Annotated in this window: 18 protein-coding genes; 9 read left to right on the plus strand and 9 right to left on the minus strand. The window is 43.6% G+C overall.

The genetic code is table 11. From position 1 onward, the window contains the following. Positions 1–181 precede the first annotated feature (181 nt). From OEL83_12665 to ettA, 6 genes are all read left to right on the plus strand, one after another. Positions 182–1231: a hypothetical protein gene (locus tag OEL83_12665; protein ID MDK9707893.1), complete on the plus strand. Its 1050-nt coding sequence runs from the start codon at positions 182–184 to the stop codon at positions 1229–1231. Between the two features lie 29 nt (positions 1232–1260). Next, on the plus strand, positions 1261–2262 hold the full coding sequence (locus OEL83_12670; protein MDK9707894.1) for a TIGR00266 family protein: 1002 nt from the start codon (positions 1261–1263) through the stop codon (positions 2260–2262). Positions 2263–2472: 210 nt separating this feature from the next. Further along, positions 2473–3219, plus strand: a complete 747-nt coding sequence (locus tag OEL83_12675) for a putative metalloprotease CJM1_0395 family protein (protein ID MDK9707895.1) — start codon at positions 2473–2475, stop codon at positions 3217–3219. 135 nt (positions 3220–3354) lie between these two features. After that, positions 3355–4668 carry a M18 family aminopeptidase gene (locus OEL83_12680; protein ID MDK9707896.1) on the plus strand — a complete coding sequence of 438 codons (1314 nt, stop codon included), beginning with the start codon at positions 3355–3357 and terminating at the stop codon, positions 4666–4668. Between the two features lie 17 nt (positions 4669–4685). Then, on the plus strand, positions 4686–5297 hold the full coding sequence (locus OEL83_12685; GenBank protein ID MDK9707897.1) for a lytic transglycosylase domain-containing protein: 612 nt from the start codon (positions 4686–4688) through the stop codon (positions 5295–5297). Positions 5298–5475: 178 nt separating this feature from the next. Continuing rightward, positions 5476–7161, plus strand: coding sequence for an energy-dependent translational throttle protein EttA (gene ettA / locus OEL83_12690; GenBank protein ID MDK9707898.1), 1686 nt, complete (start codon positions 5476–5478; stop codon positions 7159–7161). Between the two features lie 249 nt (positions 7162–7410). Here ettA and OEL83_12695 read toward each other — a convergent pair whose 3' ends face one another. The 3 genes from OEL83_12695 to purD all read right to left on the minus strand — a co-directional run bounded on the left by OEL83_12695 (position 7411) and on the right by purD (position 10304). Beyond that, positions 7411–7734, minus strand: coding sequence for an Hpt domain-containing protein (locus tag OEL83_12695; protein MDK9707899.1), 324 nt, complete (start codon positions 7732–7734; stop codon positions 7411–7413). A gap of 184 nt (positions 7735–7918) precedes the next feature. Beyond that, positions 7919–8536, minus strand: coding sequence for an L-threonylcarbamoyladenylate synthase (locus OEL83_12700; protein MDK9707900.1), 618 nt, complete (start codon positions 8534–8536; stop codon positions 7919–7921). Continuing rightward, positions 8529–10304 carry a phosphoribosylamine--glycine ligase gene (purD, locus tag OEL83_12705; protein ID MDK9707901.1) on the minus strand — a complete coding sequence of 592 codons (1776 nt, stop codon included), beginning with the start codon at positions 10302–10304 and terminating at the stop codon, positions 8529–8531. Before purD ends, OEL83_12700 begins: the two co-directional genes overlap by 8 nt. A 188-nt stretch (positions 10305–10492) precedes the next feature. On the opposite strand from purD, the gene OEL83_12710 reads away from it, so the two are divergent. Continuing rightward, positions 10493–11095: a TetR family transcriptional regulator gene (locus OEL83_12710; GenBank protein MDK9707902.1), complete on the plus strand. Its 603-nt coding sequence runs from the start codon at positions 10493–10495 to the stop codon at positions 11093–11095. Positions 11096–11121: 26 nt separating this feature from the next. Here the strand turns inward: OEL83_12710 and greA are convergent, their stop codons facing one another. The 4 genes from greA to OEL83_12730 all read right to left on the minus strand — a co-directional run bounded on the left by greA (position 11122) and on the right by OEL83_12730 (position 18174). Continuing rightward, the gene (gene greA / locus OEL83_12715; GenBank protein ID MDK9707903.1) at positions 11122–11607 is read right to left on the minus strand and encodes a transcription elongation factor GreA; all 486 of its coding nucleotides are present in this window, start codon (positions 11605–11607) and stop codon (positions 11122–11124) included. 80 nt (positions 11608–11687) lie between these two features. Then, on the minus strand, positions 11688–15731 hold the full coding sequence (locus tag OEL83_12720) for a hypothetical protein (protein MDK9707904.1): 4044 nt from the start codon (positions 15729–15731) through the stop codon (positions 11688–11690). Positions 15732–15895: 164 nt separating this feature from the next. Then, on the minus strand, positions 15896–17077 hold the full coding sequence (locus OEL83_12725) for a DegT/DnrJ/EryC1/StrS family aminotransferase (GenBank protein ID MDK9707905.1): 1182 nt from the start codon (positions 17075–17077) through the stop codon (positions 15896–15898). Positions 17078–17154: 77 nt separating this feature from the next. Further along, positions 17155–18174, minus strand: coding sequence for an RNA polymerase factor sigma-32 (locus OEL83_12730; protein ID MDK9707906.1), 1020 nt, complete (start codon positions 18172–18174; stop codon positions 17155–17157). A gap of 267 nt (positions 18175–18441) precedes the next feature. On the opposite strand from OEL83_12730, the gene lepA reads away from it, so the two are divergent. Further along, complete coding sequence (lepA, locus tag OEL83_12735) at positions 18442–20238, plus strand: translation elongation factor 4 (protein ID MDK9707907.1); 1797 nt, start codon at positions 18442–18444, stop codon at positions 20236–20238. A gap of 51 nt (positions 20239–20289) precedes the next feature. On the opposite strand, the gene OEL83_12740 is transcribed toward lepA, so the two are convergent. Then, positions 20290–21177: a DMT family transporter gene (locus tag OEL83_12740; GenBank protein ID MDK9707908.1), complete on the minus strand. Its 888-nt coding sequence runs from the start codon at positions 21175–21177 to the stop codon at positions 20290–20292. A 265-nt stretch (positions 21178–21442) separates the two neighbouring features. On the opposite strand from OEL83_12740, the gene OEL83_12745 reads away from it, so the two are divergent. Further along, entirely contained in the window at positions 21443–23194 is a 1752-nt protein-coding gene (locus OEL83_12745) for a FapA family protein (protein MDK9707909.1), read from the plus strand. Between the two features lie 270 nt (positions 23195–23464). On the opposite strand, the gene OEL83_12750 is transcribed toward OEL83_12745, so the two are convergent. Continuing rightward, complete coding sequence (locus OEL83_12750; GenBank protein ID MDK9707910.1) at positions 23465–25519, minus strand: hypothetical protein; 2055 nt, start codon at positions 25517–25519, stop codon at positions 23465–23467. Between the last annotated feature and the right edge of the window lie 153 nt (positions 25520–25672).

Consider the following 25672-nt stretch of genomic DNA (forward strand, 5'->3'; position numbering starts at 1 on the left):
TAGACATATCAAAATAGTGTTTTCGTGATTATGAGTCAAGTAATAAAAACAGTTGGCCATTTTCTTAGGCTAGCAGGAAGAGAGAAAATTTCTCTCACGTGACTTTGTCAGTACTTTGAGGTATCCTTGGCCAGTGTTGATAATCCACGGTTATTCTCCCTGACGAGTTTTTATTACAACCATGAAAGAATCTAAACAATCGGAACGGCCTCGTACACGGGTGAAGGCCAGAGCAAAAAGAGCCGGTTTCGTTTGGTTTTTTTTAATTGCTGTCTCTGTCCTCATTGCTCTTCTTTATCATTATAAAAGGCCTGAGCTTATTCGTCTTTTTGATGACAAGGCAAGTATCACATCGTTCATTTCTTCTGTAATTTCGCCCCAAGTAAAAAGTACTGACACAAAATCCTCTGCAAACGGCCAGCTCTCCTCAACGTCTCCCACCAGTAAAAACGTCCAACCTGCTACCGAAAAGAATCAAGACGCGACCTCACAAGAAAATATTCAAACCCAAGCCGACAGCTCTGTCGTGAACCAGGAGATTAGTGGCAAAGAGAGCTCCGCAGCAACTGCTGATTCCCCAAAACCATCGCTACAGGGAGCGGGGCAAAAACAATTGGTTGACGAATTGAATGCATTTTATGCACATCTCGATCAGCAATCGTATATGCATGATTTCCAACTAAAGGAACCAAGCAAAAAACACTTCTCAAAACTCTTGCAAGTGTTAATCGACAATCCCCCCGCTATCACCAGGGAAACTGATGACTATTTTACCCTTTTGAAAAATACTGCGCATTTTTTTAGAGTCCTAGGAAAAGATAATATTTTTATATTAAAGGGGATTCTCGATCGTGAGAAAGACTCATTTGAAAGGATTATAAAGACATTTTATCTCCTTACCGAACATCCCGAGTCTCTGAAAAGCGAATTCTCCTTAACTATTCCAGAGGAAAACCTTTACGATTATGCCGGATTTTTCCTTAATACCATTGGTGGCCGCCTCTATCTCTTTCGACGGGATTCCGCCTCGAGAATGACAATCAGCTATTATGCTGTATTAGTCATTGATAGAGCTAACAGAAAAGGCAATAGCCGCCTTGGCATAGATCTCCGTCCTTCCATTGATTCACTTATCGAAGAAATTGAAAATGCTGGGAAAAACCTAAAATTAAAAGACGAATACCTGGATACCCTCTACGATTTAAAAGAAAATTATGGTAGCCGCGGTTAGACTACCCGAATGTATTGAGGAGTACGCTCATGGGCGACAACTGGTTTGTAGCTATAGACGGTAAACAAGAAGGGCCTTTTTCCAGCGAACAGATTCTTGCAAATTTGCAACAGGGCGTTTTCAACCCAAACACCTATGTGTGGAAGCAAGGGTTCGCCAATTGGAAAGAAATATCACAATGTCCCGACCTGTCTTTATCTCCAGCGTCACCTCCCTCTACTCTGCCTCCCAGAATGGGTGTTGACCAAATTGATTACGAGATTTTTGGGAGCGAAATGCAATTCGTCGAAATTGAGTTAGATCCTCAGGAAAGTGTTGTGGCTGAAGCAGGATCGATGATGTACATGTCCAATTTTATTCAAATGGAGACAGTTTTTGGAGACGGCAGCGAACAATCAGGGGGTCGCTTTTTAGACAGAATGCTTGGTGCCGGAAAAAGACTCATTACCGGCGAAGGTTTGTTCTCCACAATTTTCACCTACAATGGCTCAGGTAAGGGTAAGATTGCCTTTGCCGCTCCATATCCTGGAAAGATTATCGCCCTTGACCTGAAGGATTTCAGCAACAAACTCGTTTGTCAAAAAGATGCCTTTCTCTGTGCAGCCAAAGGCGTTTCAATAGGAGTAGAGTTTCAGAAAAAAATTGGTACGGCTCTTTTTGGCGGAGAGGGTTTTATCATGCAGAAACTTGAGGGTGAGGGAAAAATCTTTGTGCATGCTGGCGGTACCATTGTCCAAAAAGAACTTTCAGCTGGCGAAACTTTGCGGATTGATACTGGATGTTTGGTTGCTATGACCAGGGATATTAATTACGATATTGAGTTTGTTGGCGGGGTTAAATCTGCCCTTTTTGGGGGAGAAGGATTTTTCTTTGCAACACTGACCGGCCCCGGTCATGTTTGGCTCCAGTCCCTGCCATTTTCCCGGCTTGCCGGAAGAATTTTCAAGGCAGCGCCGCAAAATAACGCCGGTTTCTCTTCAAAAGGCGAGGGTTCGGTGCTTGGAGAACTCGGTAATTTGTTCCAGAGATAAAATAACCAAGCAGATTTAGGATATACCTTTCGAAACTGGTCTCAATATATCAGCCAACGCTTCGCGTCAAAGACTCCAAGATGTGACCATCTTGGAGTGAGCCTTTGTCTGAAAAAAGTACCGCGAATAATAGGCTTAGCCTTAGGTTTTATTATTGCCGGATGTTGTGATACAATACATCTGCATTGAGAACCATCAAAAGGGCATATTATGGAAAATTCTATTGCGACTCAAATCGGATCATCGAGCATATATCCAAAGATCCTGACTGCGAATCAGGCACAAGCCGAAGTACGGCCAGGTAATGCGAAAGAGGAATCTCCACGACAAAACGACAGGGACTCTGTTACCCTTTCTTTAGAAGGGTTGGTATTGTCTCGCGACCAATCTTCCGCCGATCTTCGGTCTCCAAGCATTTCTGGCTCAAATGACGATGCGCAATTGGATCACCAAGAAATTCTGCAACTCCAAGAACTCAAACAACGCGATACGGAAGTGCGTACACACGAACAGGCACATCTGGCTGCTGCTGGGCAATATGCACGGGGAGGTGCAACCTTCACCTACCAAAAAGGGCCTGATGGCGCCTCCTATGCGGTTGGCGGGGAAGTTGGAATAGATATGGGTAAAGAAAGTTCTCCAGAAGCCACAATACAAAAAATGCAGACGATCAAACGAGCCGCGCTTGCACCCGCCTCACCATCTGCCGCTGATCGAAGTATTGCCTCCCATGCAACCATCACAGAATCCCAGGCTAGACAAGAAATTCTGTTGCAACGCCAAGAAGATCTTCTCCAATCCGAGGTTGTTACAGTAAATTCTGCTGCCGAGCTCAAACCAACACCAGAGAGTATAAAATCTCAGGATGCACCAGCAACAGCCCCCTCTTATGGTGCCTTGCGAACAATGATTGCTGCATATCAAAATAATATAAACATCACTGTTCCATCTGCATAAACACGTGTCTTGCCAAGGTCCCAAGGACAGCGTTAGGAACCGTATCGAAAATATTAAAGCTGACAATTCTCCCTATTTTTCGGTCAGTTGCCTTTATTTTTAATACTAATTTTTTATTAAGTTCTTTTTAAACTGATGGAATTTACTCACTACAACAAAAAGCTTTTCTCTTTCATTTCCTCATCACCTACACCCTTCCATGTGGTTGCCAGAATGGAAGACTATCTCCTTCAGCAAGGCTTTAATCGCCTTGAGGAAAATTCAAAATGGCAACTTCAAAAGGGACAAGCCTACTTTCTCAGCAAGGAAAGTGGAGCCACCATTGCCTTCATCCTCGGCAACGATGAGGAAGGAGAACAAGGCTTTAGGTTGTTGGCAGCACACACCGACAGCCCGTGTTTGCAGATAAAACCCCGTGCGGATATTCGAACGGGGTCATACCTGCAACTCGGTGTCGAAGTCTACGGAGGAAGCTTACTCTCGCCCTGGTTTGACCGCGACCTTTCTCTTGCTGGGCGAGTTTGTTGCAGATTAAGCAATGCTCGCCTCGCTGTTCTGCTTGTCGATTTTCGTCGCCCACTTCTTACCATTCCAAATATCGCTATTCATTTTGACCGTGATGCGAATAAAGGCGGCGGTATAAATCAACAAAAACATCTTCCACCTATCCTTGGCCAAGCAGTGGACCAAAGCCTTCCAGATTTCACCTCCATCCTCATTGAACAAATTCATAAAGAGCATAAGGGTCTGACAGTAGAGGAAATCCTTTCCTTTGAGATGTTTTGCTATGATGTTCAGGAACCTGCTTACACAGGGGTAAGGAATGAGCTGATCAGCTCTGCCCGACTTGACAACCTCATAAGCTGCTATGCCGGGGTATCTGCCATAGGGAAAGCAACTCGGAAAAAAAATGCTCTGCTGCTCTGTGCCAATCACGAGGAAATCGGTTCAACCTCAGCTGTTGGCGCACATGGTTGTTTCCTTGAATCTGTTTTGGAACGGATCGTAACAGAATCTACCAGTCGACGGATAGCGCTCAGCAATTCCTTTCTTATTTCCATGGATAATGCCCATGCATCACACCCGAATTTCATGGATAAGAGCGATTCTGCGCATGAAATCCACCTCAACAAGGGTCCGGTTATAAAAGTCAATGCCAATCAACGGTATGCTACCAACAGCATTAGTTCGGCAATATACAAGCAGCTTTGCAAGGAAGTTGAAATAATTCCCCAGGAATTTGTCATGCGGAGTGACTTGCCTTGCGGCAGTACCATAGGTCCGATAGCCTCTTCTCGCCTCGGAGTTCGAGCTGTAGATATCGGATGCGCCAGCCTGGCAATGCATTCTATCCGCGAGCATACCGGGGCGAAAGACCCCTATATGCTTTATCAAACAATAGCCCATTTCCTAGAAAGCGATTCGCATAAATTTCTCCAATGCAAATGAGCCTACTGAGACTGCGCTTGGGAGTATTTTTACTGCTGGCCATCTTTTCAATTACCGAGGTAAAGAGTAGTTGGGGGAGTTTGCATAACTCGGTTTCTAAATATCAAAACACCGCAATACATGGACAAGATATTGAAAAATTAGCAGAATTTGATGAATACATTCGGTACTTCTCAGGCTTTAGCTACTTTCTGCCCAAACATAAGGTCAGTGCCGACTTTGTGAGAGCTTTAATTTTGGCAGAATCCAGAGCAAACCCCAAAGCAGTTTCTGAAAAGAATGCCCGGGGACTTGGCCAGATACTTTACCCAACGGGCGCACAAGCCGGTAAAGAACTGGCACAATCCCTTACCTTTTTTCGTCATGTTTCAAAGTATAGGCTGAACTCCCTGCGCGAAGAAGATCTCTTTGATCCTGCCATCAACATCCTCCTCACCTGCTATCTTATTGCTAAATATAATTATAAATTTAATGGTCGGCTTGATCTTGTAGTATCTGCCTGGAATGCGGGAGAAAACACGGAATCCCTGAGCCTTGGCAAGCATGCACCATACAGAGAAACTGAAGACCTCATTGGAAAAATTAACGCCTATTACGTGTATCTCCTGAAAACCAGAACGTTCAAGTAACTGCCCCCCTCCCTCCAGCTCTCACTCAATTACCCTTACGATATCCATCCTCCTGCTACAAGTGACAATCTGCGGTTTGACAGATTAGGACCTTTTTGTGTAATATCGGCCTGAAAATCCCCGTTGGACAGATAATTGCTTCTGTTCATTTTTGTTAAAAAATCAAAGGAATCCCAAAATGACCGTTGACGACAAAAAAATCATCTATTCGATGATAAAAGTTAGTAAATATTATGATAATAAACCAATTTTAAAGGATATTTCTCTTTCTTATTTCTATGGAGCCAAGATAGGTGTCCTCGGTCTCAATGGCTCAGGAAAGAGTACACTCCTAAAAATCCTCGCTGGAATTGATAAGGAGTTTAATGGAGAAACCCATCTCGCTCCTGGTCATAGAATAGACTATCTCGAACAGGAGCCGGCTCTTGATCCTGATAAGACCGTTAAAGAAATAGTCGAGGAAGGTGTTCAAGATACTGTTGATCTTCTTAAAGAATTTAATCAAATTAATGAGAAGTTCGCAGAACCGATGTCCGACGATGAGATGCAGAAATTGATCGACAGGCAAGCCTTTGTCCAGGACAAACTCGATCATCTCAATGCGTGGGACCTCGACAGTCGCCTTGAGATGGCAATGGATGCCCTTCGGTGCCCTCCATCTGACGCTAAATGTGGTGTATTGTCCGGCGGGGAGAAACGCCGGGTTGCCCTTTGTCGAATTCTGCTCAAACAACCTGATATTCTTCTCCTAGATGAGCCGACCAACCACTTGGATGCTGAATCGGTGGCCTGGCTTGAACAACATCTACAAGCCTACGCAGGAACCATCATTGCAGTTACCCACGACCGGTACTTTCTCGACAATGTCGCCGGATGGATTCTCGAACTAGATCGAGGCCTTGGCATTCCATGGAAGGGCAACTACTCTTCTTGGCTTGAGCAAAAGGAAAAACGTTTAGCAATAGAAGAAAAGAAGGAAACGGACCGTCAACGCACCCTTCGTCGTGAGCTTGAATGGATTAAGATGTCACCAAAAGGCCGAAGGACTAAGTCCAAGGCTCGCATCAGTTCCTATGAAAAACTGATTTCACAAGAGACTGACAAACTTGCAAAAGAGCTGGAAATATATCTGCCACCAGGACCAAGGCTTGGCAAACTAGTTATTGAAGCCGAAAATGTGACAAAATGCTTTGGCGACCGCGTTCTTGTAGAGCAAATGAATTTTAGTCTTCCCCCAGGCGGAATAGTCGGGGTTATCGGACCTAACGGAGCCGGTAAGAGTACTTTATTCAAGATGATTGTCGGTCAGGAGACTGCCGATACCGGAGCGATCCGCATCGGAGATACCGTAAAACTTGCCTATGTAGACCAAAATCGTGACGAACTCGATCCTTCACAAACGATATGGCAAGCAATTACCGATGGCCAAGAGAGTATTTTGCTCGGTGGTCGGGAAATCAACAGTCGTGCCTATGTTGGTAAGTTCAATTTCTCCGGCACAGATCAACAAAAACAGGTGGGACTCCTTTCTGGTGGTCAGAGAAATCGTGTCCATCTGGCTCGCACTTTAAAAAAAGAGGGTAATGTTCTCCTGCTCGACGAACCAACCAACGATTTAGACGTTAATACTCTGAGAGCACTTGAAGAGGCTCTTGAGAATTTTGGCGGATGCGCAGTAGTTATCAGCCATGACCGGTGGTTTCTCGATAGAATCGCCACCCATATTCTGGCCTTTGAGGGAGATTCAAAAGTGGTGTGGTTCGAAGGAAACTACTCAGACTACGAAAAAGATAAGAAGGCTAGGCTAGGAAGTGTTGCCGACCAACCGCATAGGATAAAATACCGACAACTAACCAGAATCTAATGAAAAATCATCCACCTTACTTATCCCCACCGATTCTCATCAGAAAGGAGTTGGCTGGCAACGGCTTTTAATAATTGATTTCTTCACAACCTCCTGCTCCTAAAAATATCTATCAGCTATTATTAGGGGCAGGAGATCAACAAATTTACCCCAACTAATTAGAATTGCCGGAAGTGTACCGGAATATTCTTCACTGGTGAAATAGCTTGCCGCCATCCCAGCACGGAAAACAATCCGCGGTTCAAGAAATCAAAGATCCTCCAATTCCTCTCTCATGGACTTTAGAAGCGGGAGTTTGGCGCGAGCAATTCCAAGTCCCCCACCCCTGCTTTCTTCTTCAATATCTAGAGCGACTTCGTGGATTCCCAATATCCCAAGGCTTGCGGCTGCTCCTTTAATTGAGTGAGCCGCTCTACATACCTTGGCGGCCCCATCCTCTGCCAGGCCTTGCTCTATCAAATGGATATCGGATTTTAAGGATTGTTTGAATATTTCAAGCAATTCCTTCAATAAATCAGCATCATCGGCAGCTTGTTCCAGGGCAAAATCCTTGTCCCATTTAAGTGCATTCATCTTGAGATCCTTAGGTTAAAATATACCATCAAACCACCTGTGATCATCATGTCTACATCCAATCTAAGGGTTGTGGCATCATGGTATCATAAAATAAGCATACGAAGCAACCAGCCCGGGGCTCGTTTCCGTTGAAGAATTCAAGAAGAATAATCTCCGGATTGCATTAGAGCTACCTAGAAAACTATTCCCTCAATTCACCAGACAAATCAATCTGCCCAGGCCGCAGCACAATACATCTTCCTTGACGCACACCCAACACAGTCGAACAAAGTCCTCCCGGAGTTTCACCTCCATCAATTATGTAATTAAGATGTGTGCCAAACATTCTCAACACTTCAGATGGCTTAGTCGGTGGCTGCAGGCCTGAAATATTGGCACTTGTCGCAGTTATTGGTTTGCCAATCTTCTTTGCCAAGGCATTGGCAAGGGGATGGGAAGATATCCTCACCCCAATGGTGCCGGTCTCTCCGGTAAGTTGCCGGCAGACCTCTTTCTTTGCAGGGAACACCAAGGTCAATGGTCCCGGCCAAAATTTGTCCATCAACGGTATAAATTCAGGTGGTATCCTCTCGACGAGGTCATTCAGTTGTTCCCTCTCGGCAATGAGTAGAAGTAAGGGTTTGCCTGCCTCGCGATTTTTAATTTTATATAGCTCTGAGATTGCGGAGCAAGAATCGGGATCAACTGCCAAGCCATAGTAAGTCTCTGTAGGAAATGCAACTATTCCTCCATTTCTGAAACAGTCTACAGCCCGTTCGAGAGAAGAACCTATCAAATCTGGCATAGAATTCTTAGCCATGAATTTTTTTGGCCTTCTCTTCTACTTCTTTTACCATATCCTCTCGGAATGTTACCAATTTCTCCCCGATACTCGGATCAGAAAGAGCGAGAATCCGCAATGTGAGAACCCCGGCGTTCTTTGCTCCTGCCTTGCCAATTCCCATCGTCGCCACTGGAATTCCAGGTGGCATCTGTACGGTAGCCAGCAGCGCATCTAAACCATTTAGAGATGATGCATCGAGAGGAACACCGATAACCGGAAGATCCGTATGAGAGGCAAGAACACCAGCGAGATGCGCTGCCATACCCGCCCCAGCGATAATTACTTTCAACCCTCTTTTTTGGGCGGTTTTCGCATATTCAGCTGCCCTTTCGGGCGTTCTATGGGCCGAAGCAACAGTCATTTCACAACTAATTTCCATTGACTTTAAGAAATCAGCAGCTGCTTTCATAATAGGCAAATCTGAATCACTACCCATAACAATACCAACGACCGGTTTGTTCACTGCTCCTTTGCCTCTTTTTAGTGCCTTAAAACCTATATCTCGACGAAAATAACAATCAGTCCATCGTATCAAATCAGCAGCATTATAAGCTCGCTTAATGGCATCGGCCAAGTCTCTTCCGACTGCGGTTACACCAAGAACCCTCCCTCCGTTGGTAACAAGCCTGCCATGCTTTCTTGCTGTTCCTGCGTGAAAAACCTCAACGCCACTGCATTCACCAGCTTTTGTAAGTCCTTTTATTGTCTTGCCTTTCTCGTAAGAACCAGGATAACCTCCGGCTGTCATAACCACACAAACGGTAGGCCTTGCGTCAACCTTCATCTCAACCTGATCCAATGTTTGATCGATCGAAGACTCGAAAATATCGACAATATCACTCTTTACCCGCAGAAGTAACGGTTGCGCTTCCGGATCACCGAATCGACAATTAAATTCCAAAACGTTAATTTCCGATCCGGAAATCATAAGCCCAGCATACAGCATACCTTTAAATGGACGGCCCTCAGCAGCCATACCCTCAATGGTTGGCCGCATGATACGTCTCATCACAAAATCAGCAATCTCGTCAGTAACGACTGGAGCTGGCGAATATGCCCCCATACCTCCAGTATTTGGACCTTGATCATTATCAAAAACTGCTTTGTGGTCTTGGGAAGATGGTAAGGGCAAAATGGTTTTGCCATCTGTGAATGCAATGAAGGATGCCTCTTCTCCGGAAAGACAGGATTCAATGAGAATTCTTTCCCCTGCACTGCCAAAGGCCTTATCGGCCATCATAAGATCAACTGCCTGTTTTGCCTCTTCAATAGTTTTAGCGACAATCACACCTTTGCCGGCCGCCAGACCATCAGCCTTCACAACAATGGGAGCACCACACTTATCGATATACTTTTTTGCCTTCTTACTGTCCGAAAAAACCGCAAATGCTGCAGTGGGAATATCATATTTTTTCAGAAATTCTTTGCAATACACCTTACTGCCTTCAAGCTCCGCAGCCCTTTTGGTTGGCCCAAATATCCGCAAATTATTCTTCTCAAATTCATCTACAATCCCAGCCACAAGGGACGATTCTGGGCCAACAACCGTCAGATCGATTGATTCATTTTTTGCAAACCGTACCAATCCATCAATATCGGTCACTGAAATATTTACACACTCGGCAATATTAGCGATTCCAGCATTGCCCGGAGCGCAGTAGATCTTCTCAACTCTTTTGCTTTGTTTAATTTTCCAGACTAAAGCATGTTCGCGACCACCAGAACCAACAACTAGAATCTTCATAATTTCACTCCAGTATCAAATTATTATTGTAATGCGTATTTGAATTATTTAAGCATGTTAGATTTGCCAGTCTGTATTGGCAGATTTGAATGATCGTTGACAAATCGGCGACGAAATATTACATGAATGAATGGTCATTCATGTAATTTGGTGCTTTTATCTAATACGTAAGGTTGCTCTTTTCGAGAATGAAAGCTGAAAATAAGCACTCAAAAATTATTGCTGCAGCAACAAAGGTCTTTGCCAAAAAGGGCTTTTTTACCGCCAGAATATCCGATATTGCAAAAGAAGCCAAGGTGGCTGATGGTACAATCTATCTCTATTTCAATAACAAGTACGATATACTTTTATCAGTATTTGAAGAGGAAGTTGGAAAGATTATTGAAAACACAAAAAAGCAACTGAGCACAGAACCTGACCCCAACAAACAGCTGGAAATCTTCGTCACTGAACACCTCTCAGCTATGAAAAAGAACAAGAATCTTGCCGAGGTTATCCAGATAGAACTCCGGCAAACACACAAAGTGATTAAAGACTACCGTGATAACAAATTTTGCAACTACACTGGAATTATTACAGATATTATTAAAAATGGCCAGAATGCCGGTATTTATCGAAGCGACATAAAACCTGACCTTGCTAAAAGAGCCTTGTTTGGAGCGCTCGACGAAGTCACACGCGTATGGAATGCTTCCCTTGAAACAAACTATACAATTGAAGAAACCACGTATCAACTTTTATCGATCTTTTTAACAGGTATTCAGATCACCCAATCGGGTTCATCTTACTAACCATCCTTTTCCAAGTACTCCTGAAGTTACTGAAAATCAGAAGTACCTATGGCTATCACTTCAAACTCTCTAGTTCCACCCGGGGTAACTGTTCGTACCTCATCACCGACCTCTTTACCAAGCATACTCTTTCCCAAAGGGGACAAGACTGAGATAGAGCCCTTTTTGACATCAGCCTCCTCTGGCCCTAAAAGCTGATACGTAACTTCCTCTTCCGTGTCAAGGTCGAGCAGCTTTACAATAGTGCCAAATACAACCGTTTTGGAACTTACTTTTGAACAGTCGATAACTTCTGCCCTAGCAAGCTTATCCTTGAGTTCGATAATCCTTCCCTCTATGTGCCCCTGGCGATCTTTAGCGGCATGATACTCAGCATTCTCCTTTAAATCGCCATGCTCTCGAGCCACCTCAATTGCTTTGACAACCACACCCCGCTCAATTCGTTCTAATCGGTGTAACTCTTCACGCAATTTTTGATTGCCAGTTTTTGACATTGGTATTCTTGTAACCATCTACTCCTCCATAAAAAAAATCCTGCGAGAATCCGGTTGAAACAGAATCTCTGACAGGAACCATAGTTTAAAAAATAGTACTACCATCGATAGTGAAGAGACAGAGACAATCCTCTCTCTTCAACGAGGTCACTCTTCACAAATGTAACGTTGCCTTTTAATAGGAAATGCGGATTCATTTCAAGGAAAATATCAAACTTACCGGTATAAGTTACGGTTTCAAGATCATCATAACCGATGGTGTTGTCTATTGCATAATAGCTCACACCTCGCTTGGTATCTTGCTGATACCCAAAGAAGTCGTGCTGAAAATGCAGTGTAAAGAGATTTTCTGAAAATGAAGCAGGGCTCCAATATAATAATATTTCGTCCTCGTGATCTTGAACTGAAATTAAATCTGATGGATTTGTATTGGTATTCTCGAAGAATTGATAATCATATCGAAATAAGAGATGCACAGACTCACCGAACAGTCCATATGATGAATATCCGTGAAATCTGTTCTGAGTGTTATCATCACTATTGCTACGATGGTTGAAATCGACACCAAACGTCAGCCCCAACGGGGTTTCGCAGTATAATCCAGCACCAAGTTCCTGCTTGGTAATTCCTTCCTTGAGTGCCAATACTGTGTCATTGACTAGGCTCTTCTCCCATCCAATAAAACTATGGAAATACTCATCAAGCTGGCCTTTAAACTCAATTTTATAAAGAAAGTTTGTGCCATTCCCTCCATCAAACTTCTCAGCTCCCCCGCCAAAGCTTATCTCATAGTCCTTTGTAAACTCATATATCGTAGAACCATACAATAAATTACTTGTAGTCGACGCCGGAGAATTAATCGCTTCATATCGATTATGGGAGTACGCGAGTCGAACGTCTTTGTCGAGTCCAGGAGTAAATCGAAAGGCAGTGCCAGAGCTTATGCTCGCCAAGTCAACAAAGCCATTGTGGCCATCTTTTGATAAATATGCAACATCGATTATATTTTGCGGACTTAACTGAAGGGTACTTCGTTCAATTGACTGTTTTAGTTCCGTTGATGTAGCTCCTGTGGTCTGAATAGCCTCATATACCTGTGCTTCTTTACGATATTTTCCTATCCTGCTATAGACAGTAGCCAGGTCAATTATTCCTTCAGTTGGACCCTGTTCTTCCAGTAATTTTTTATAACTCTGTTCAGCGGAGTAATAATTCCTCTCAAAAATTGCCTTTCTTGCCAGATACTCCGTTGCAATCATTTTTTGCCAGCTATACATTTCATAGTAATCTGCAACAATCTTCCCAGACTCATTTTCCAAGTTGTCGACAAGAAATGCGGGTTCCATCAATTCTGCAATAACCTCAGGTTCAGACTGCAACATCATCATGACGGAATTCCAGAGAGTTTTTTTTCTAGTGAGATAGAGATAATTAATCTTTTTTTGTCGAAATTTTTCTATCAATAATTCGTGAACTGGAGGCGATAAAAGTTTTTTATACACCTGCAAGGCTTTTTCATGTTGTTTTTCGCCCCAGAGAATCCTTGCCAGAGTAAGTAACTCTTCGGTAGCTGCAGGAAGAGGGAGTTCAGTGATGATGATATCGGCACTCTGTATTCCCCCCTTTATATTCTCTAAATATGCTAAACCATTTCCATAGTTACCTTGACGAATCTCAATTTCAATCAGCCGTTTTTGAAAATATGACTCGTCTGGATAACTACTCAATAACTTCAGAAATAATTCCTTTGCCTCAGAGAACTTTCCTCTAGCTATGAGAAGTTTTGCAAAAAGAACGTTGCTAACCACCGAGTCCGGACGATATTTGAGAGCAGCATTGATATGGTGTTCTGCTGAATCTAATTCTTGATGTTCGAGATCAGTTTCTATAACTTCAATGCGTTTGTTGACTTTCGTTTTTAATCCAACTATAAAATCGCCGATTGGCGTATCTTCATTTTTCCTCTTCTCAACTTTCCTTGAAAGAATAGTGCGCAGAGTTAATATTTCAGGATCAAAAACTCCGAACTCGGAATGTTTTTCCAAACGAGCTAAAGCTTCTTTATAATCACCAAGATAATAACTCAGCCAACAACGCTCCTTTTCGAGCTCAGCAATAAAAGGTATTAATTCATTTTTCGATTGTGTTGCCGATATTTCAGCAAAAAATCGTCCGATAAGTGTATCGGCAGCCTCATATTCTCCATCAGCTTTGAGGATCCTTGCTTTAACGAGAAGTCGACGACAGCCATCAGGATCATGAGAAAATTCGAGTTTGCCAGGTGCACTAGTTTTAACTATAAAACTATACCATACTTGGGCGTTTGAAAGATTTTTATCGGCGAGATTATTTTGGGCAAGCAGAAAAAGAACCTCATTAACTGAACGTTTATCTTTTAATAGTTGTCTCAACAACTGCTCTGCTCTTCTTGCCTTTCCTTCACGGCGAAGGCTAACAGTAAGTTGCACATCCATTTTATCAAGGGTTTTCCTATCACGAGCAAAAACCATTCTATATCGTTTTCTTACCTTCTCATACTCTCGAAATAAGAAATTTTTCGACAATTGATCAAGGTAGGCAAGAAACACTTCGCTACTTGGCTGACGCTTATTAACTTTTAATCCATTTTCAAAAAGGATTTTCATTCTCCCGACTTCTCCAAGCGAACCAGCTAATACTATGCTGGATTTACACAATTCAGCGTCACCTGGATCGAGTTGCAAGGCTGCTTCACTTGAAGCAAGAGATTCAATGAGCCGCCCCATTTCCAACTCCACCTTGGCCCGTAAAAGATAATATGATTTTGTTCTCTTATCCTTTTTTAGAACCTTATCCAGATAGACTAAAGCATTTTCATATTGTTTACCTTCGTAATACTTTTGTGCCAACTGCATCGCAATTGTTTCATCTTCTGGATGATGCTTGTGAATAATTGCCAAAACCTCAAAATACTCTTTCAACATACCCTTCTTTTCTAGCATCTCAGCCATTTGAAGATAAATTGCTAACCGATTCGACGTCACTTTAGCAAGATCACTCCACAACAACCAAGCACCATCGTTTTCAACAATCGAAAGAAAATCGTTTGCAAGAATATGTTGAATATTTGCTATGATGTTTTTCGTTTCATTATCGTTGGGATGTTTCTGAAAATATTTTTCAAAATAAATAAGTGCTCTGTCAGGTCTTCCGAGTTTATAAAGACTGATTGCACCAGCCTTTTTAAGAAAAGAGTCATTGTTATCCATCTTCTCAATAAGGTATCCTAGATGCCCAAGGGCTGCCTCATAATCACCTTTGATGAGATAATATTCCGACAATTTATGTCGAAACGGTAGATACTCAGGATGCCTTTTCAGATATTGTTCTAACAAGACACTGCCTTCTTTTTCATCACCAGGTTTATCAAGTAGTTTAATAGCCTGATTTAGAATGTTGTCGTTGACATCTTTTAAAGGTAATATCCTTTTTAATAATTTTAGAGTTTTGTCGTTCTGACCTAATTTATTGGCATCCAGCGCCACTTCTTGTTGTAAACTGAGACTCTCTGGTTGCCTAACAATTAGTAGCTCAGAGAGTGGTAGGGAAAGCTCAATTTTCCCCATGCTCCGCATACTGTTTGCCAATCCTTCCAAGGCTTCAGCAGAAAGCGCTCCTGTCGGATCTTTTTCAAGAACTCTACCAAAATATTTTGCTGCCGATTGCCAATCCTTTTCGTGGATTGCAATCTGACCACACACATACATGTATTCAATATTGTTTGATTTTTTTTCAATTAACATTATAACGATTTTCTTCGCATTCTTATAGTCGCCAATCTTTAAGAGTATTTTGCAGTATTCCCAATTGGCCTCTTCTAAGTTTGATTTCACAGTGAAAAGTTCGGAGTAAACGGCAGCAGCCTGGCGAAATTGTTCCGCCCGCACATGATTCCTGGCTTTATCCCAAAGTATTTTCCATTGGGGTAGCTCTTCCTCATAATCAATGAGATTTATGCTTTTCTCAGGAACAATCAATTCACGGGAATAAGAAGAACTCAAAAGAGAAAAAACCGTCATGACAACGAGGCAGGGAACGAAGATGCGACGAATAACAACTGTCTTCAGTCCAGCAATAGTCATGTCTATCAAAATATTTGCCAAAAGAGAGCCCCTGGTAAAACCTGATCTACTCTTTGCCAATTTGAGGGGAAATGCGTTCTCCTGCCTCAGGATAGATAACAACTATTTATTGAAAATCTATTGGAGGCAGAAAACAAGAAAGAATCACAAAAAACGGGACATAGTCACCTGAAGCAAGCAACCGTTTAGCGGTAAAACTGCATTATTTTCTCGACAACATACCTTTGCATATCTGAAGTGAGTTCGGGATAAATGGGTAAAGCAAGAGTTTCTTCGGCGGCCTTCTCTGCTTCAGGACAACACGCCTGATTTCCAAGTTTTCCCAAACACTCCTGTTTATGCAACGGAACTGGGTAGTAAATTTCACAACCGATATCATTTGCAGACAGCCATTGACGCAGAGCATCACGCTTTTCAACCCGGAGGATGTATTGGTTGTATATGTGTACATTTTTTCCTGGCTTTCCACCACCGGCTTTCTCAGCAAATACGCTTGTTGGGAGCTGAATCTTCCCTTCGGCGGTAAGTCCTGACTCAGTGAAAAGGCGTTTATACAATTCGGCATTTTCAGCGCGCCTTCTGTGCCATCTTTCAAGATAAGGAAGCTTTACTCGCAGAGCCGCCGCCTGAATGGGATCGAGTCGGAAATTTCCACCGACCAATTTATGAAAATATTTTGGGTGAGCACCATGATTGCGTAAAAGGACCAATTTTTCGGCAAAGGCTTTTTCTTGAGTAACGACCATACCGCCATCACCAATTCCCCCTAGATTTTTGCTTGGGAAAAAGGAAAAACAGCCGGCAGTTCCCATTGAACCGGCTTTTTTAAATTCTATTTCTCCGTTTTTAAGCATTGGATATTCCGCCCCAATTGCTTGAGCAGCATCTTCAATAACTGGAAGATCGTATTGTCTCGCTAGATTAAGAATTGCGCCCATATCAGCACATTGGCCATATAGATGAACAGGAATAATCGCCTTAATTTTACGGTCTTTGTCGTCCGCTAATATCTCACCAACTTTAGAGGGATCGATATTAAAGCTAACCGGGTCAATATCCGCAAAAACAGGTACGGCACCAAGCCGTAAAATGACACCCATAGTGGCAAAAAATGAGTAGGGCGAGGTAAGCACCTTGTCCCCGGCCCCAATTCCAAGGCCCATCAAACACACCAAAAGCGCGTCTGTGCCACTCGTCACACCGACACCATGGGCAGCACCTGAATACTCGGCAATCTCCTTTTCTAAGCCCTCAACTTCAGGACCTTGAATATACTGCGTCGACTTAACAACGCGGGTAACCGCAGCAATAAGATCATTTCCGAGGTAGTCTAACTGCGCTTTTAGATCAAGTAGAGGTACTTTCATAATATAACTGTTTGGAATATAATAATCTTTCTGGATATTTTGGGATGAGTGATAGCCACTCGATGTCAGCACGCCAATCAGGGCCTTGAATTAATTACAATCTTCTCTCCATCAAAATAATCAACAATATCAGGCATTTCAGCCTCAAGATACTTTTTCATTTTCTTAAGCAGATTCACTTCTATTTGTCGAACTCGTTCCCGAGATATTTCAAAACGATCAGCAATATTTTGTAGAGTCAATGGCTCATCTGTCAGTAAACGATGTTCAAGGATCATCTTTTCCTTATCGTTGAGCTTCTCTTTAAGAACTTCTATAAGTTCTGACAACTTAACTTTGATCTCTTTCCCGGCGACCATTGATTCAATACCTGGTCCCTCACTGGGAAGAAAGTTTTTCTGTTCATCTTCAGAATCAGATCTTACCGGGCTTTCAAGAGAAACATCCCAGTTATCCATGCGCTGCCCCATCTCCACAACTTCGCGCTCTTTAACATTCAAGCGCTCCGCCAGCAATTTTGGTTCCGGATTAAAACCCTGACCTTCGAGCAGCTTTCTTTCTTTATTGAGACTAAAAAACAATTTGCGTTGAGCCTGAGTCGTACCGATTTTAACAAGGCGCCAGTTGTCCATAATAAACTTCAAGACATACGCTCGAATCCAGTAGGCAGCATAATAGGAAAATTTGACTCCTCGATACGGATCAAATTTCTTTGTAGCCTGCACCAAACCGACATTGCCCTCCTGGATCAAATCCATGAAATTTTGCATCCAATACTTTTGGAAATCCATGGCAACTTTTACAACCAAACGCAAATTGGAACTCACCAGCCGATAGGCAGCGTCTTGATCCCCCTGTTCGCGAAATCGTATCGCCAATTCGTCGGTTTCTTCCCGAGTCAACAACTCATATTGGCTGATTTCCTGAAGATAACGATGTAAAGCTGGATTACTGAGAGCCGGAAGATTTTCCTCATCGGAAACTGCAACAAGCGAATTGTCGTAGGCCTCGTCGATACCATCGACTTCGGTTTCTAAATCTGGATCCTCTAAAGGATCGATATCTATTTCAGGGTCTATAAGGGTATCTTTATTCATTAAAATCTTTCTCCGGAAATTGTGCCCAGAAAATTTTGGCAAGATTTTAATATTACCTTACACGTACGAAAGTGCAATCATATTATGGACAATGTAAGTCAACACCTGGAGCGGTTGCTACATTCTGCTGATCTTATCATAGGTCTCATTGGTTTGAGAATTTTATTTTATTCATCGAACATATGTGCTAAGTATCCGTCAACTTCTTACTCACAATTCATACTGCAGGCAGCAAACCCCGCTGTTTCCGTTTACACCCCCTAACCAATGAATAATATTAGAAACTTTAGCATAATTGCGCATATTGACCACGGCAAATCGACCCTCGCAGACAGGATGATTCAATTTTGCAATCTGGTTTCTGATCGGGAATTCAAGGATCAGCTTCTCGACAATATGGAGATTGAGCGAGAACGTGGAATTACCATTAAGAGCCAAACAATCTGTTTGCCGTACACCGCCAAAGATGGTCAAGAATATTATCTGAACCTAGTCGATACCCCAGGACACGTTGATTTCAGCTATGAAGTATCCAGAGCGCTCAGCTCTTGTGAAGGGGCCTTGCTGCTCATAGACGCTGCTCAAGGCGTAGAGGCGCAAACCCTGGCAAATCTCTATTTGGCTATGGAAAACGATCTGGAAATCATCCCAGTTATCAATAAGATTGATTTGCCCTCCGCAGAGCCCGAAAAAATCGCTCTTCAGATAGAAGAGGATCTCGGTCTGGACAGCGAACTCGTACAATTTTGCTCGGCTAAATTAGGGACTGGAATTCCGCAGCTATTTGAAACCATTGTTACAAAACTTCCGGCCCCCAAAGGTGATGCGAATGCTCCACTGCAGGCGCTTATTTTTGATGCTAATTACGACTCGTTTCGGGGAACACTGATTTCCGTGCGAATAATCAACGGCACTGTTAAAACCGGAGACGTTATTCGTTTCATGGCTAACGGCCGCGAATACAAGGTCGATGAGGTCGGCTTTTTTAAATTGCATAAAGAACCGCAAAAACAGCTTTCCGCAGGACAGGTCGGATATATTCTGGCAGGAATTAAAACGGTTCAAGATACTCGGCCAGGAGATACGATAACCCTGCGGGATGCTCCTGCCTCGGCTCCACTTCCAGGATTCAAAGAAGTTCAACAAGTGGTCTTTTCATCAATTTATCCAATCGACACCGATGAATACGAAGATCTTGCAACAGCTCTTGAAAAGCTTAAGCTAAATGATGCCGCCCTCATCTTTGAAAAAGATTCTTCGGCGGCCCTCGGTTTTGGTTTCCGATGCGGCTTCTTAGGCTTATTGCATCTTGAAGTCATCCAGGAACGACTCGAACGTGAATTTGATATCTCTCTCATCCTGACCGTACCTTCGGTGCAGTACATTTTTCACCTGGCGGATGGAAGTATCAAACATGTCGACAACCCAGCCCATTTCCCCGATCCTAGTCATATTGCCAAGGTCGAAGAGCCCTTTATCAAAGCCACAATTCTCATCCCAGAAAAGTACATGGGAGTGGTGATGACCCTTTGCATGGATCGGCGTGGTGAGAACACCAGTTTCCACTACCCAACACCGGGAAGGATAGAACTCCAATGCGAATTGCCTCTGGCGGAGGTTATTTATGACTTTTATGACCGATTAAAGTCACTTACACAGGGCTACGGGTCATTCAACTATGACATGCTGGACTATCGCAAAAGCGACTTAGTCAAGCTCGACATCCTTGTAAATGGTGAAATCGTCGATGCTCTCTCGCAACTGGTGCACCGAACTAATTCAAGGGCCAGAGGTCTCCACGCCTGCGAGATGCTCAAAGAAGAAATTCCCCGACAGATGTTCAAGATAGCTATTCAAGCAGCAATCGGCGGCAATATAATAGCCAGAACAACCGTGTCTGCACTTCGAAAGGACGTTACCGCCAAATGTTATGGTGGCGATATATCCAGAAAGCGCAAGTTGCTGGAAAAACAAAAGGCAGGAAAAAAACGTATGAAAACCGTAGGCAACGTTGATATCCCCCAGACTGCCTTCCTTGCTGTCCTGAAATCGGAACAAAAGTAACATCACAGCTGAAACGAAGGCATAAAAGGAAACAGTACTGCAGTTTTACTATTATGATTTTTTAGTGACGAACACCGATTGCAGAACCAATCCCCCCAGGACCAATACCAACCCCACCACGGTTGAGAAATATATCTCCTCGCCTACCAGAAAACGAATGAGGAAAAGAGAGGTAATGGGGGCAATAAAAATTAAGTTGGCAATCTTTGCCGTATTATCGGAGTATTTTAGAGCCATTAACCAAAGCACAAAAGAAACCCCCATTTCGAAAACCCCAATATACACAGCTCCCATTAAGCCAGCCAGGGCAACTGTACGAAAACCTTCGGTAAATAGCACATACCCCGTGATCAACGGAACCGCGCAAATAAAATTTAGAAACAGCCCAATCACCGGCTGTCTCTTATCCCGAGTATTCAAAATCCAGTAAAGCGCCCAAATTACGGTCGACAAAAGAGCCAACCCAACGCCTAATGGATTATCAAAATGCAAATCGAGCAAATTTCCTCGTGTAGCAATAACCAGCACACCGGCATAACTCACTGCTATAGCTAGCCATTGCATCCTCCCTACCCGTTGTCCAAGAAGTGGGATTGACAGAATACTTAGGGTTATCGCCCAGGTATAATTTATTATCTGTGCTTGTTGGGCAGGTAGGAGGTCATATGCCTTAAAAAGAATGAGATAATAAAGAAAGGGATTCAAGCTCCCAAACAGCAACGACAGCAACCAATCCTTCCTACTCAAAGCCAGTAGATCCTGTAATTTCTTTTGCAGAATAAGCACCAAAAACAGGACAAAACAGGAAACAACAGATGCGTACATAAGGAGCTCAGCGGGACTGAGGTGCCGCAGACTCAGTTTACTGGCGGTGGCGATCGTCGACCACAATCCAACAGTAATCAGCGCACAAATATATGCTTTTTTTTGATTATTCATCCTGACATCATACGGGTGAAGCCCGCAAAAGTAAACAGTATTGACAAGTTACAGGGTGTTGTTCACTCATCGTTCCCAATCAAAACCGCCTCTTATTAAAAATGCTTAATACTACGAAAACAATGTGATATTATTGAATTGACCACATTGTAAGAGAATTCATATACCTTTCGCTGTTTTTTTCTGCCCTTGCGTGAGCGAAAAAATCTGTAATACAGTGAAGACCTTGCGAGCGACCTAACCTCTCTTAGATACGAGCAGCAACATGAGCGACAAACCTGCAGTTACTGGTGATAGCAGTGAAAAGAAAAAATATCTCGAGCCTACTTTTCATTTTCTCACCCAACTATTAAAAATCGGAGACGATTACACAACCGACAAAATTCCTGTTACTGAATTGGTCAATGGAGGGCAACTGCTTGCCGATTTCCCTAACTTCCATAGATTTGCGGCAAAAGGTTTTGCGAAGACCCCTCTCGAACCAGGTGATTTCACACAATTTTCAGAAGATCAAGATGCGATTATTGCGATAGTCCCTGGTTATCCACGGGTAACAAAGGTCCGTCACGGCGACAGCCCCGATCCTGTAACGGTCATTTCTATTGAGCCCCTTTTCAAAATCTCTCCTAACAACATGCAAGTCACCCTTATCATCCACCCGATGTTGGATGAAGGACATTCTTTATTAAATGAAGATCTTGAAGCCCTTATGGCAGAGCAAAAGATTGTTTTCGGTATCGATCAAGAAGCAATAGCAAATGCAAAAGCCTTTTTACAAAGTGGTGAAAAGGAATTTAACAGCTTCATTATCGCCCGTGGTCAGGATGTCGGTAACAGTTCAAACGCCTATCTCAGATATGACATGGAAATTGGACCTATTGCCGGAAAACTTCTTGAAGACGGTTCTATCGACTTCCGTGAAAGGCGTATAATGGTTGGCGTTCACGCCGGACAGTGTATCGCCACGAAAATTCCTGCAATTCAGGGCGCTCCGGGCATTAATATATACGGCGAGGAAACGCCGGCACCGCCTGGAAAAGATATAAAAATCAATGTACTGAATGATGTAAAATTCTCAAAAGAAACCATGCAGGTCACTGCCACCAAAAATGGCGTACTCTCGATCGTTAACAACAATGTCATCAAGGTGTGTTCCCATCAAGTATTGCTGGGCGATATCGACTTCGAGACTGGTAACGTCGAGAGTATGAACTGCCTAACCATAAGGGGATCCGTTCAACCTGGGTTCAAGGTCTCGGTTAGCGGTGATTTAGAAATTTCAGGAGAAGTTTCCTCAGCAAAAATTACCTGCCATGGAAACATGGTCGTCAAAGGGGGGATTACCGGAAAAAACAGTCTGCTCGAAACGAACGGGGACGCCGACATTAGTTTTATCGAACAGGGCACTCTCAAGTGCGGTGGAATGATCGTTATTCGAAAACAGGCGTATTTTAGTTATATTACTGCCGGTCACGATATCCGTTGTCACCAATCAAGCAAAGTCATGGGTGGCAATTTAATTTCGGAAGGAAATGTCACCATTGGCGATGTTGGTTCCCCCAATTGTGCCCCGGCATTTATTGCCGCAGGTGTAATTGCTGAGCGTGTGCAGCATTTCAACACCCTGAAAACGAGCATCATAGACCAGCAGGATGCAATTATTCGCTGGCTGCAGCGATATCATGGCAGCTCAACCTCCAAAAAAGTCAAAGGCATGGAAAAAGACCTTGCCGATACCAAGCTTCTTTTGTTGCGATTGAATATGATTCCAGGAACGGGTATCTATTCCAAGGCAGGTGGACCAGAAGACAACATAACTGAGCTCACCGAGGAATACGATAGTTCAGGCGGGATAGCTATTGAGAAAATCAAAATAGATGTAACCGGCACCATCTTTGCCGACACCAAAATCCAGATTGGCAATTGTATGATGGTTATTGAAAAAACCGTATCATCAAGGCAATTTAAATTGCATCCAAATAAACGGAGTATCCTCTCGGTGCCTCTGAAAAAATAGCATAAGGACAATAGAACACCTGGGTATATACCTAACAATTTCTAAATCTTGCGAGTATTCTTTTGAGCGGACGTAGTTTTTCACCGTAACGAGCGTGAACATAATAGAGCGGATACCCTAAATAATGAAGAAGCAGTAACACAACGAGGCATCTGGCCCCGGGACCACCGCGAAAGTTGCCCATGGGAATGCATTTCGCCATGAGCGAAAACCTTGCCAGCCTTAAAATCTCTAATCCTTTCAGATCATAACGTTTACCCAGGACTCCATTCATTCGTTAATCTTCCTCCGCAAATGCTTTAAAAAGAACCTGATCCGCAATAGCGGGTCGAATCGCAACCGCAACTGAGGATGGCCCCAAAGTTCGACAATGCCCTTGCCATAAGCCGCTTTGGGTTTTTTGCTGCCGTGAAAGTCATCAAGGTGATGACGGTGCTTAAGATCTGCCACTTCTCTTGCTCTTGGAAAAGCAAGCTTGCTGACGAAGAGATAGTTGAGCCACGGTTTCCAGTCATCAAAAGAATATCCCAGGAGCGCCGCGGCGGCACCAAATCTCCCTGCCGAATCTATTATCCCCTGCTGTAGAGGGGCAAAGTAGCCATCCTGTTCCTGTTCTGCTTTGCCGATAGCATCGTGTGTTTGTCTGAATTCCAGCTCAAATCCGTCCTCGGTCAATCGATAGCCATTTAAGGTCGGATGCGGTGCTCTACACGCTTCTTCAAATATATCCTGGGCATAAAAGAGTGTGCTGGCAGCAAGATCAAAGCGATTTCGATCATAGAGTATTCCCTTGATAATGTTTTTTTCACTTTCAGGATAAGGAATACCCCGGGTAGCACCGAACAGGAGTCCGTGACAGGTAGGACAGTCAGGCCTGTGGGCGATCGCCTCGAAGAGAAAACGTTGAATGGTTCCCAACCAACCGATATCTACCAATGCGACATCCCTGTGGTCGAACAGGCCAACCTTTGCAAAGTACCTTTGCATAGCCAGGCTAGCCGCCTGGGTTTGCCGTTTAACCTCCTCTTGAAACAGAAGGTCATCAAGGAGTTCCTCAAATCTTTTTCGGTCTTCGGGATCATATCCATCGTGGATGTGGCTGAGACAGGTATCAATCTTCAGGGCATACCTTGCCAGATGAGATGAAAAGACCTCTGGCTCAAGGCTGAAGATCCGGCACACATCACGGAAATCGCGGTTTCCGGGAGGGAGAAAGGCAATATCGGCATTATTTCTTGTTAGCCCCTGATGGGCACAAGAGGCCCCGGCCAAGGCCATTCTGCTGACATACAGATACTCTATTTCCGGCAAGCCCCCTTCTGGGTACAGGAGCGGCATCATTTTCTCCCAATAGCGTTTGAACGTCCAACCCTCCCGAGAAAAAAAGAATACTTTCGTTATTCCCTTTTCCAGACAGTATCTGGCAACCTGTTGCACAAATATCCCAACCAGAGGTCCAATAAAATTGTACCCTTCCGAATATAGCGGTAAATTTTGGGTAACTTCGGCCTCCAGAGGCGCCATGATCTGCTGCAACGCCCTTCCCCGCCAAAAGGGTTTCCCATCACTGTAGTTGAAATAGCGCTGCATTATTGACTTCCGCTGCGCCTCACGGGGATCCTCAATGATCATCGCCTCAATGCCCGCTTCAACAGGCCGCAATCCATCAGAAATAGGGTTGTCTCCGATATGTAACCACGCTTTGGGGTTGAGGGTGTATTTTTCACTCATCATCGGATAGGCTTTGCCGGAGGCCTTTGCCAAAAATGTATCTGCTGACGAAATGACATCCTCTACCAAGGTACCTATCCCAGCATGATTGACTAACTGTTTAAGATAGACAGCAGGCAAATAAATATCAGAAATTATAAATATTCTCTTTCCAGCTTGATAGAGTTCACCCATCCAGTCTATGAGCTGTTGGCGTGGAACCAACATCGAGTTTTCCATGGCCATTTCGTAAGCGGCCACCTTCTCCAACAGCTCGGGATAGTAGTCGGCCTGAAATATTTCTGCCAAGAGTTCACCCATGAAATCGGGATAGCAGGCCTCATGGTCGATAAAATTCTTGCTGGTTTCTACCCGGTGTCTTTGTTCAATACTGTCACGAAGTTTCTGGACTCTGTACCACTTCCAATCCAGGCCATTTTGTGAGGCAAGATCAGCAATATATCGAGCAACGGGCAATTTGACCAGATCGGGATTATGTATTCGGCGAACCAGGAGTGTGTCAAAAAGATCAAAGGATACAACTTCTTTGTCCTTTGCCTTTTGCCGTCCGGATTCAACTAGAGACTTCAAAGAGTAATAGGTAGTAAATTCCATATATTTTCAATATGTTCTGTATTGCAGACAGATAAAATCGCTGTCAACAGCTATCATTTATCAAAAAGGATCTGATCGCTTACCAGCAGCCCAACAAACCGACGTCCAACACCCCATGCAAGTTTTGGCATCGGTTCATTTAGGCAATTACGA

Origin of the sequence: Desulforhopalus sp. (assembly GCA_030247675.1) — a bacterium.
GTDB lineage: Bacteria > Desulfobacterota > Desulfobulbia > Desulfobulbales > Desulfocapsaceae > Desulforhopalus_A.

Bases quoted from the DNA above. Each gene is read 5' to 3' on its own strand.
- OEL83_12665 (MDK9707893.1), top strand. From the start codon at position 182: ATGAAAGAATCTAAACAATCGGAACGGCCTCGTACACGGGTGAAGGCC.
- OEL83_12670 (MDK9707894.1), top strand. From the start codon at position 1,261: ATGGGCGACAACTGGTTTGTAGCTATAGACGGTAAACAAGAAGGGCCT.
- OEL83_12675 (MDK9707895.1), top strand. From the start codon at position 2,473: ATGGAAAATTCTATTGCGACTCAAATCGGATCATCGAGCATATATCCA.
- OEL83_12680 (MDK9707896.1), top strand. From the start codon at position 3,355: ATGGAATTTACTCACTACAACAAAAAGCTTTTCTCTTTCATTTCCTCA.
- ettA (MDK9707898.1), top strand. From the start codon at position 5,476: ATGACCGTTGACGACAAAAAAATCATCTATTCGATGATAAAAGTTAGT.
- OEL83_12695 (MDK9707899.1), bottom strand. From the start codon at position 7,734: ATGAATGCACTTAAATGGGACAAGGATTTTGCCCTGGAACAAGCTGCC.
- OEL83_12700 (MDK9707900.1), bottom strand. From the start codon at position 8,536: ATGGCTAAGAATTCTATGCCAGATTTGATAGGTTCTTCTCTCGAACGG.
- purD (MDK9707901.1), bottom strand. From the start codon at position 10,304: ATGAAGATTCTAGTTGTTGGTTCTGGTGGTCGCGAACATGCTTTAGTC.
- OEL83_12710 (MDK9707902.1), top strand. From the start codon at position 10,493: ATGAAAGCTGAAAATAAGCACTCAAAAATTATTGCTGCAGCAACAAAG.
- greA (MDK9707903.1), bottom strand. From the start codon at position 11,607: ATGGTTACAAGAATACCAATGTCAAAAACTGGCAATCAAAAATTGCGT.
- OEL83_12725 (MDK9707905.1), bottom strand. From the start codon at position 17,077: ATGAAAGTACCTCTACTTGATCTAAAAGCGCAGTTAGACTACCTCGGA.
- OEL83_12730 (MDK9707906.1), bottom strand. From the start codon at position 18,174: ATGAATAAAGATACCCTTATAGACCCTGAAATAGATATCGATCCTTTA.
- lepA (MDK9707907.1), top strand. From the start codon at position 18,442: ATGAATAATATTAGAAACTTTAGCATAATTGCGCATATTGACCACGGC.
- OEL83_12740 (MDK9707908.1), bottom strand. From the start codon at position 21,177: ATGAATAATCAAAAAAAAGCATATATTTGTGCGCTGATTACTGTTGGA.
- OEL83_12745 (MDK9707909.1), top strand. From the start codon at position 21,443: ATGAGCGACAAACCTGCAGTTACTGGTGATAGCAGTGAAAAGAAAAAA.
- OEL83_12750 (MDK9707910.1), bottom strand. From the start codon at position 25,519: ATGGAATTTACTACCTATTACTCTTTGAAGTCTCTAGTTGAATCCGGA.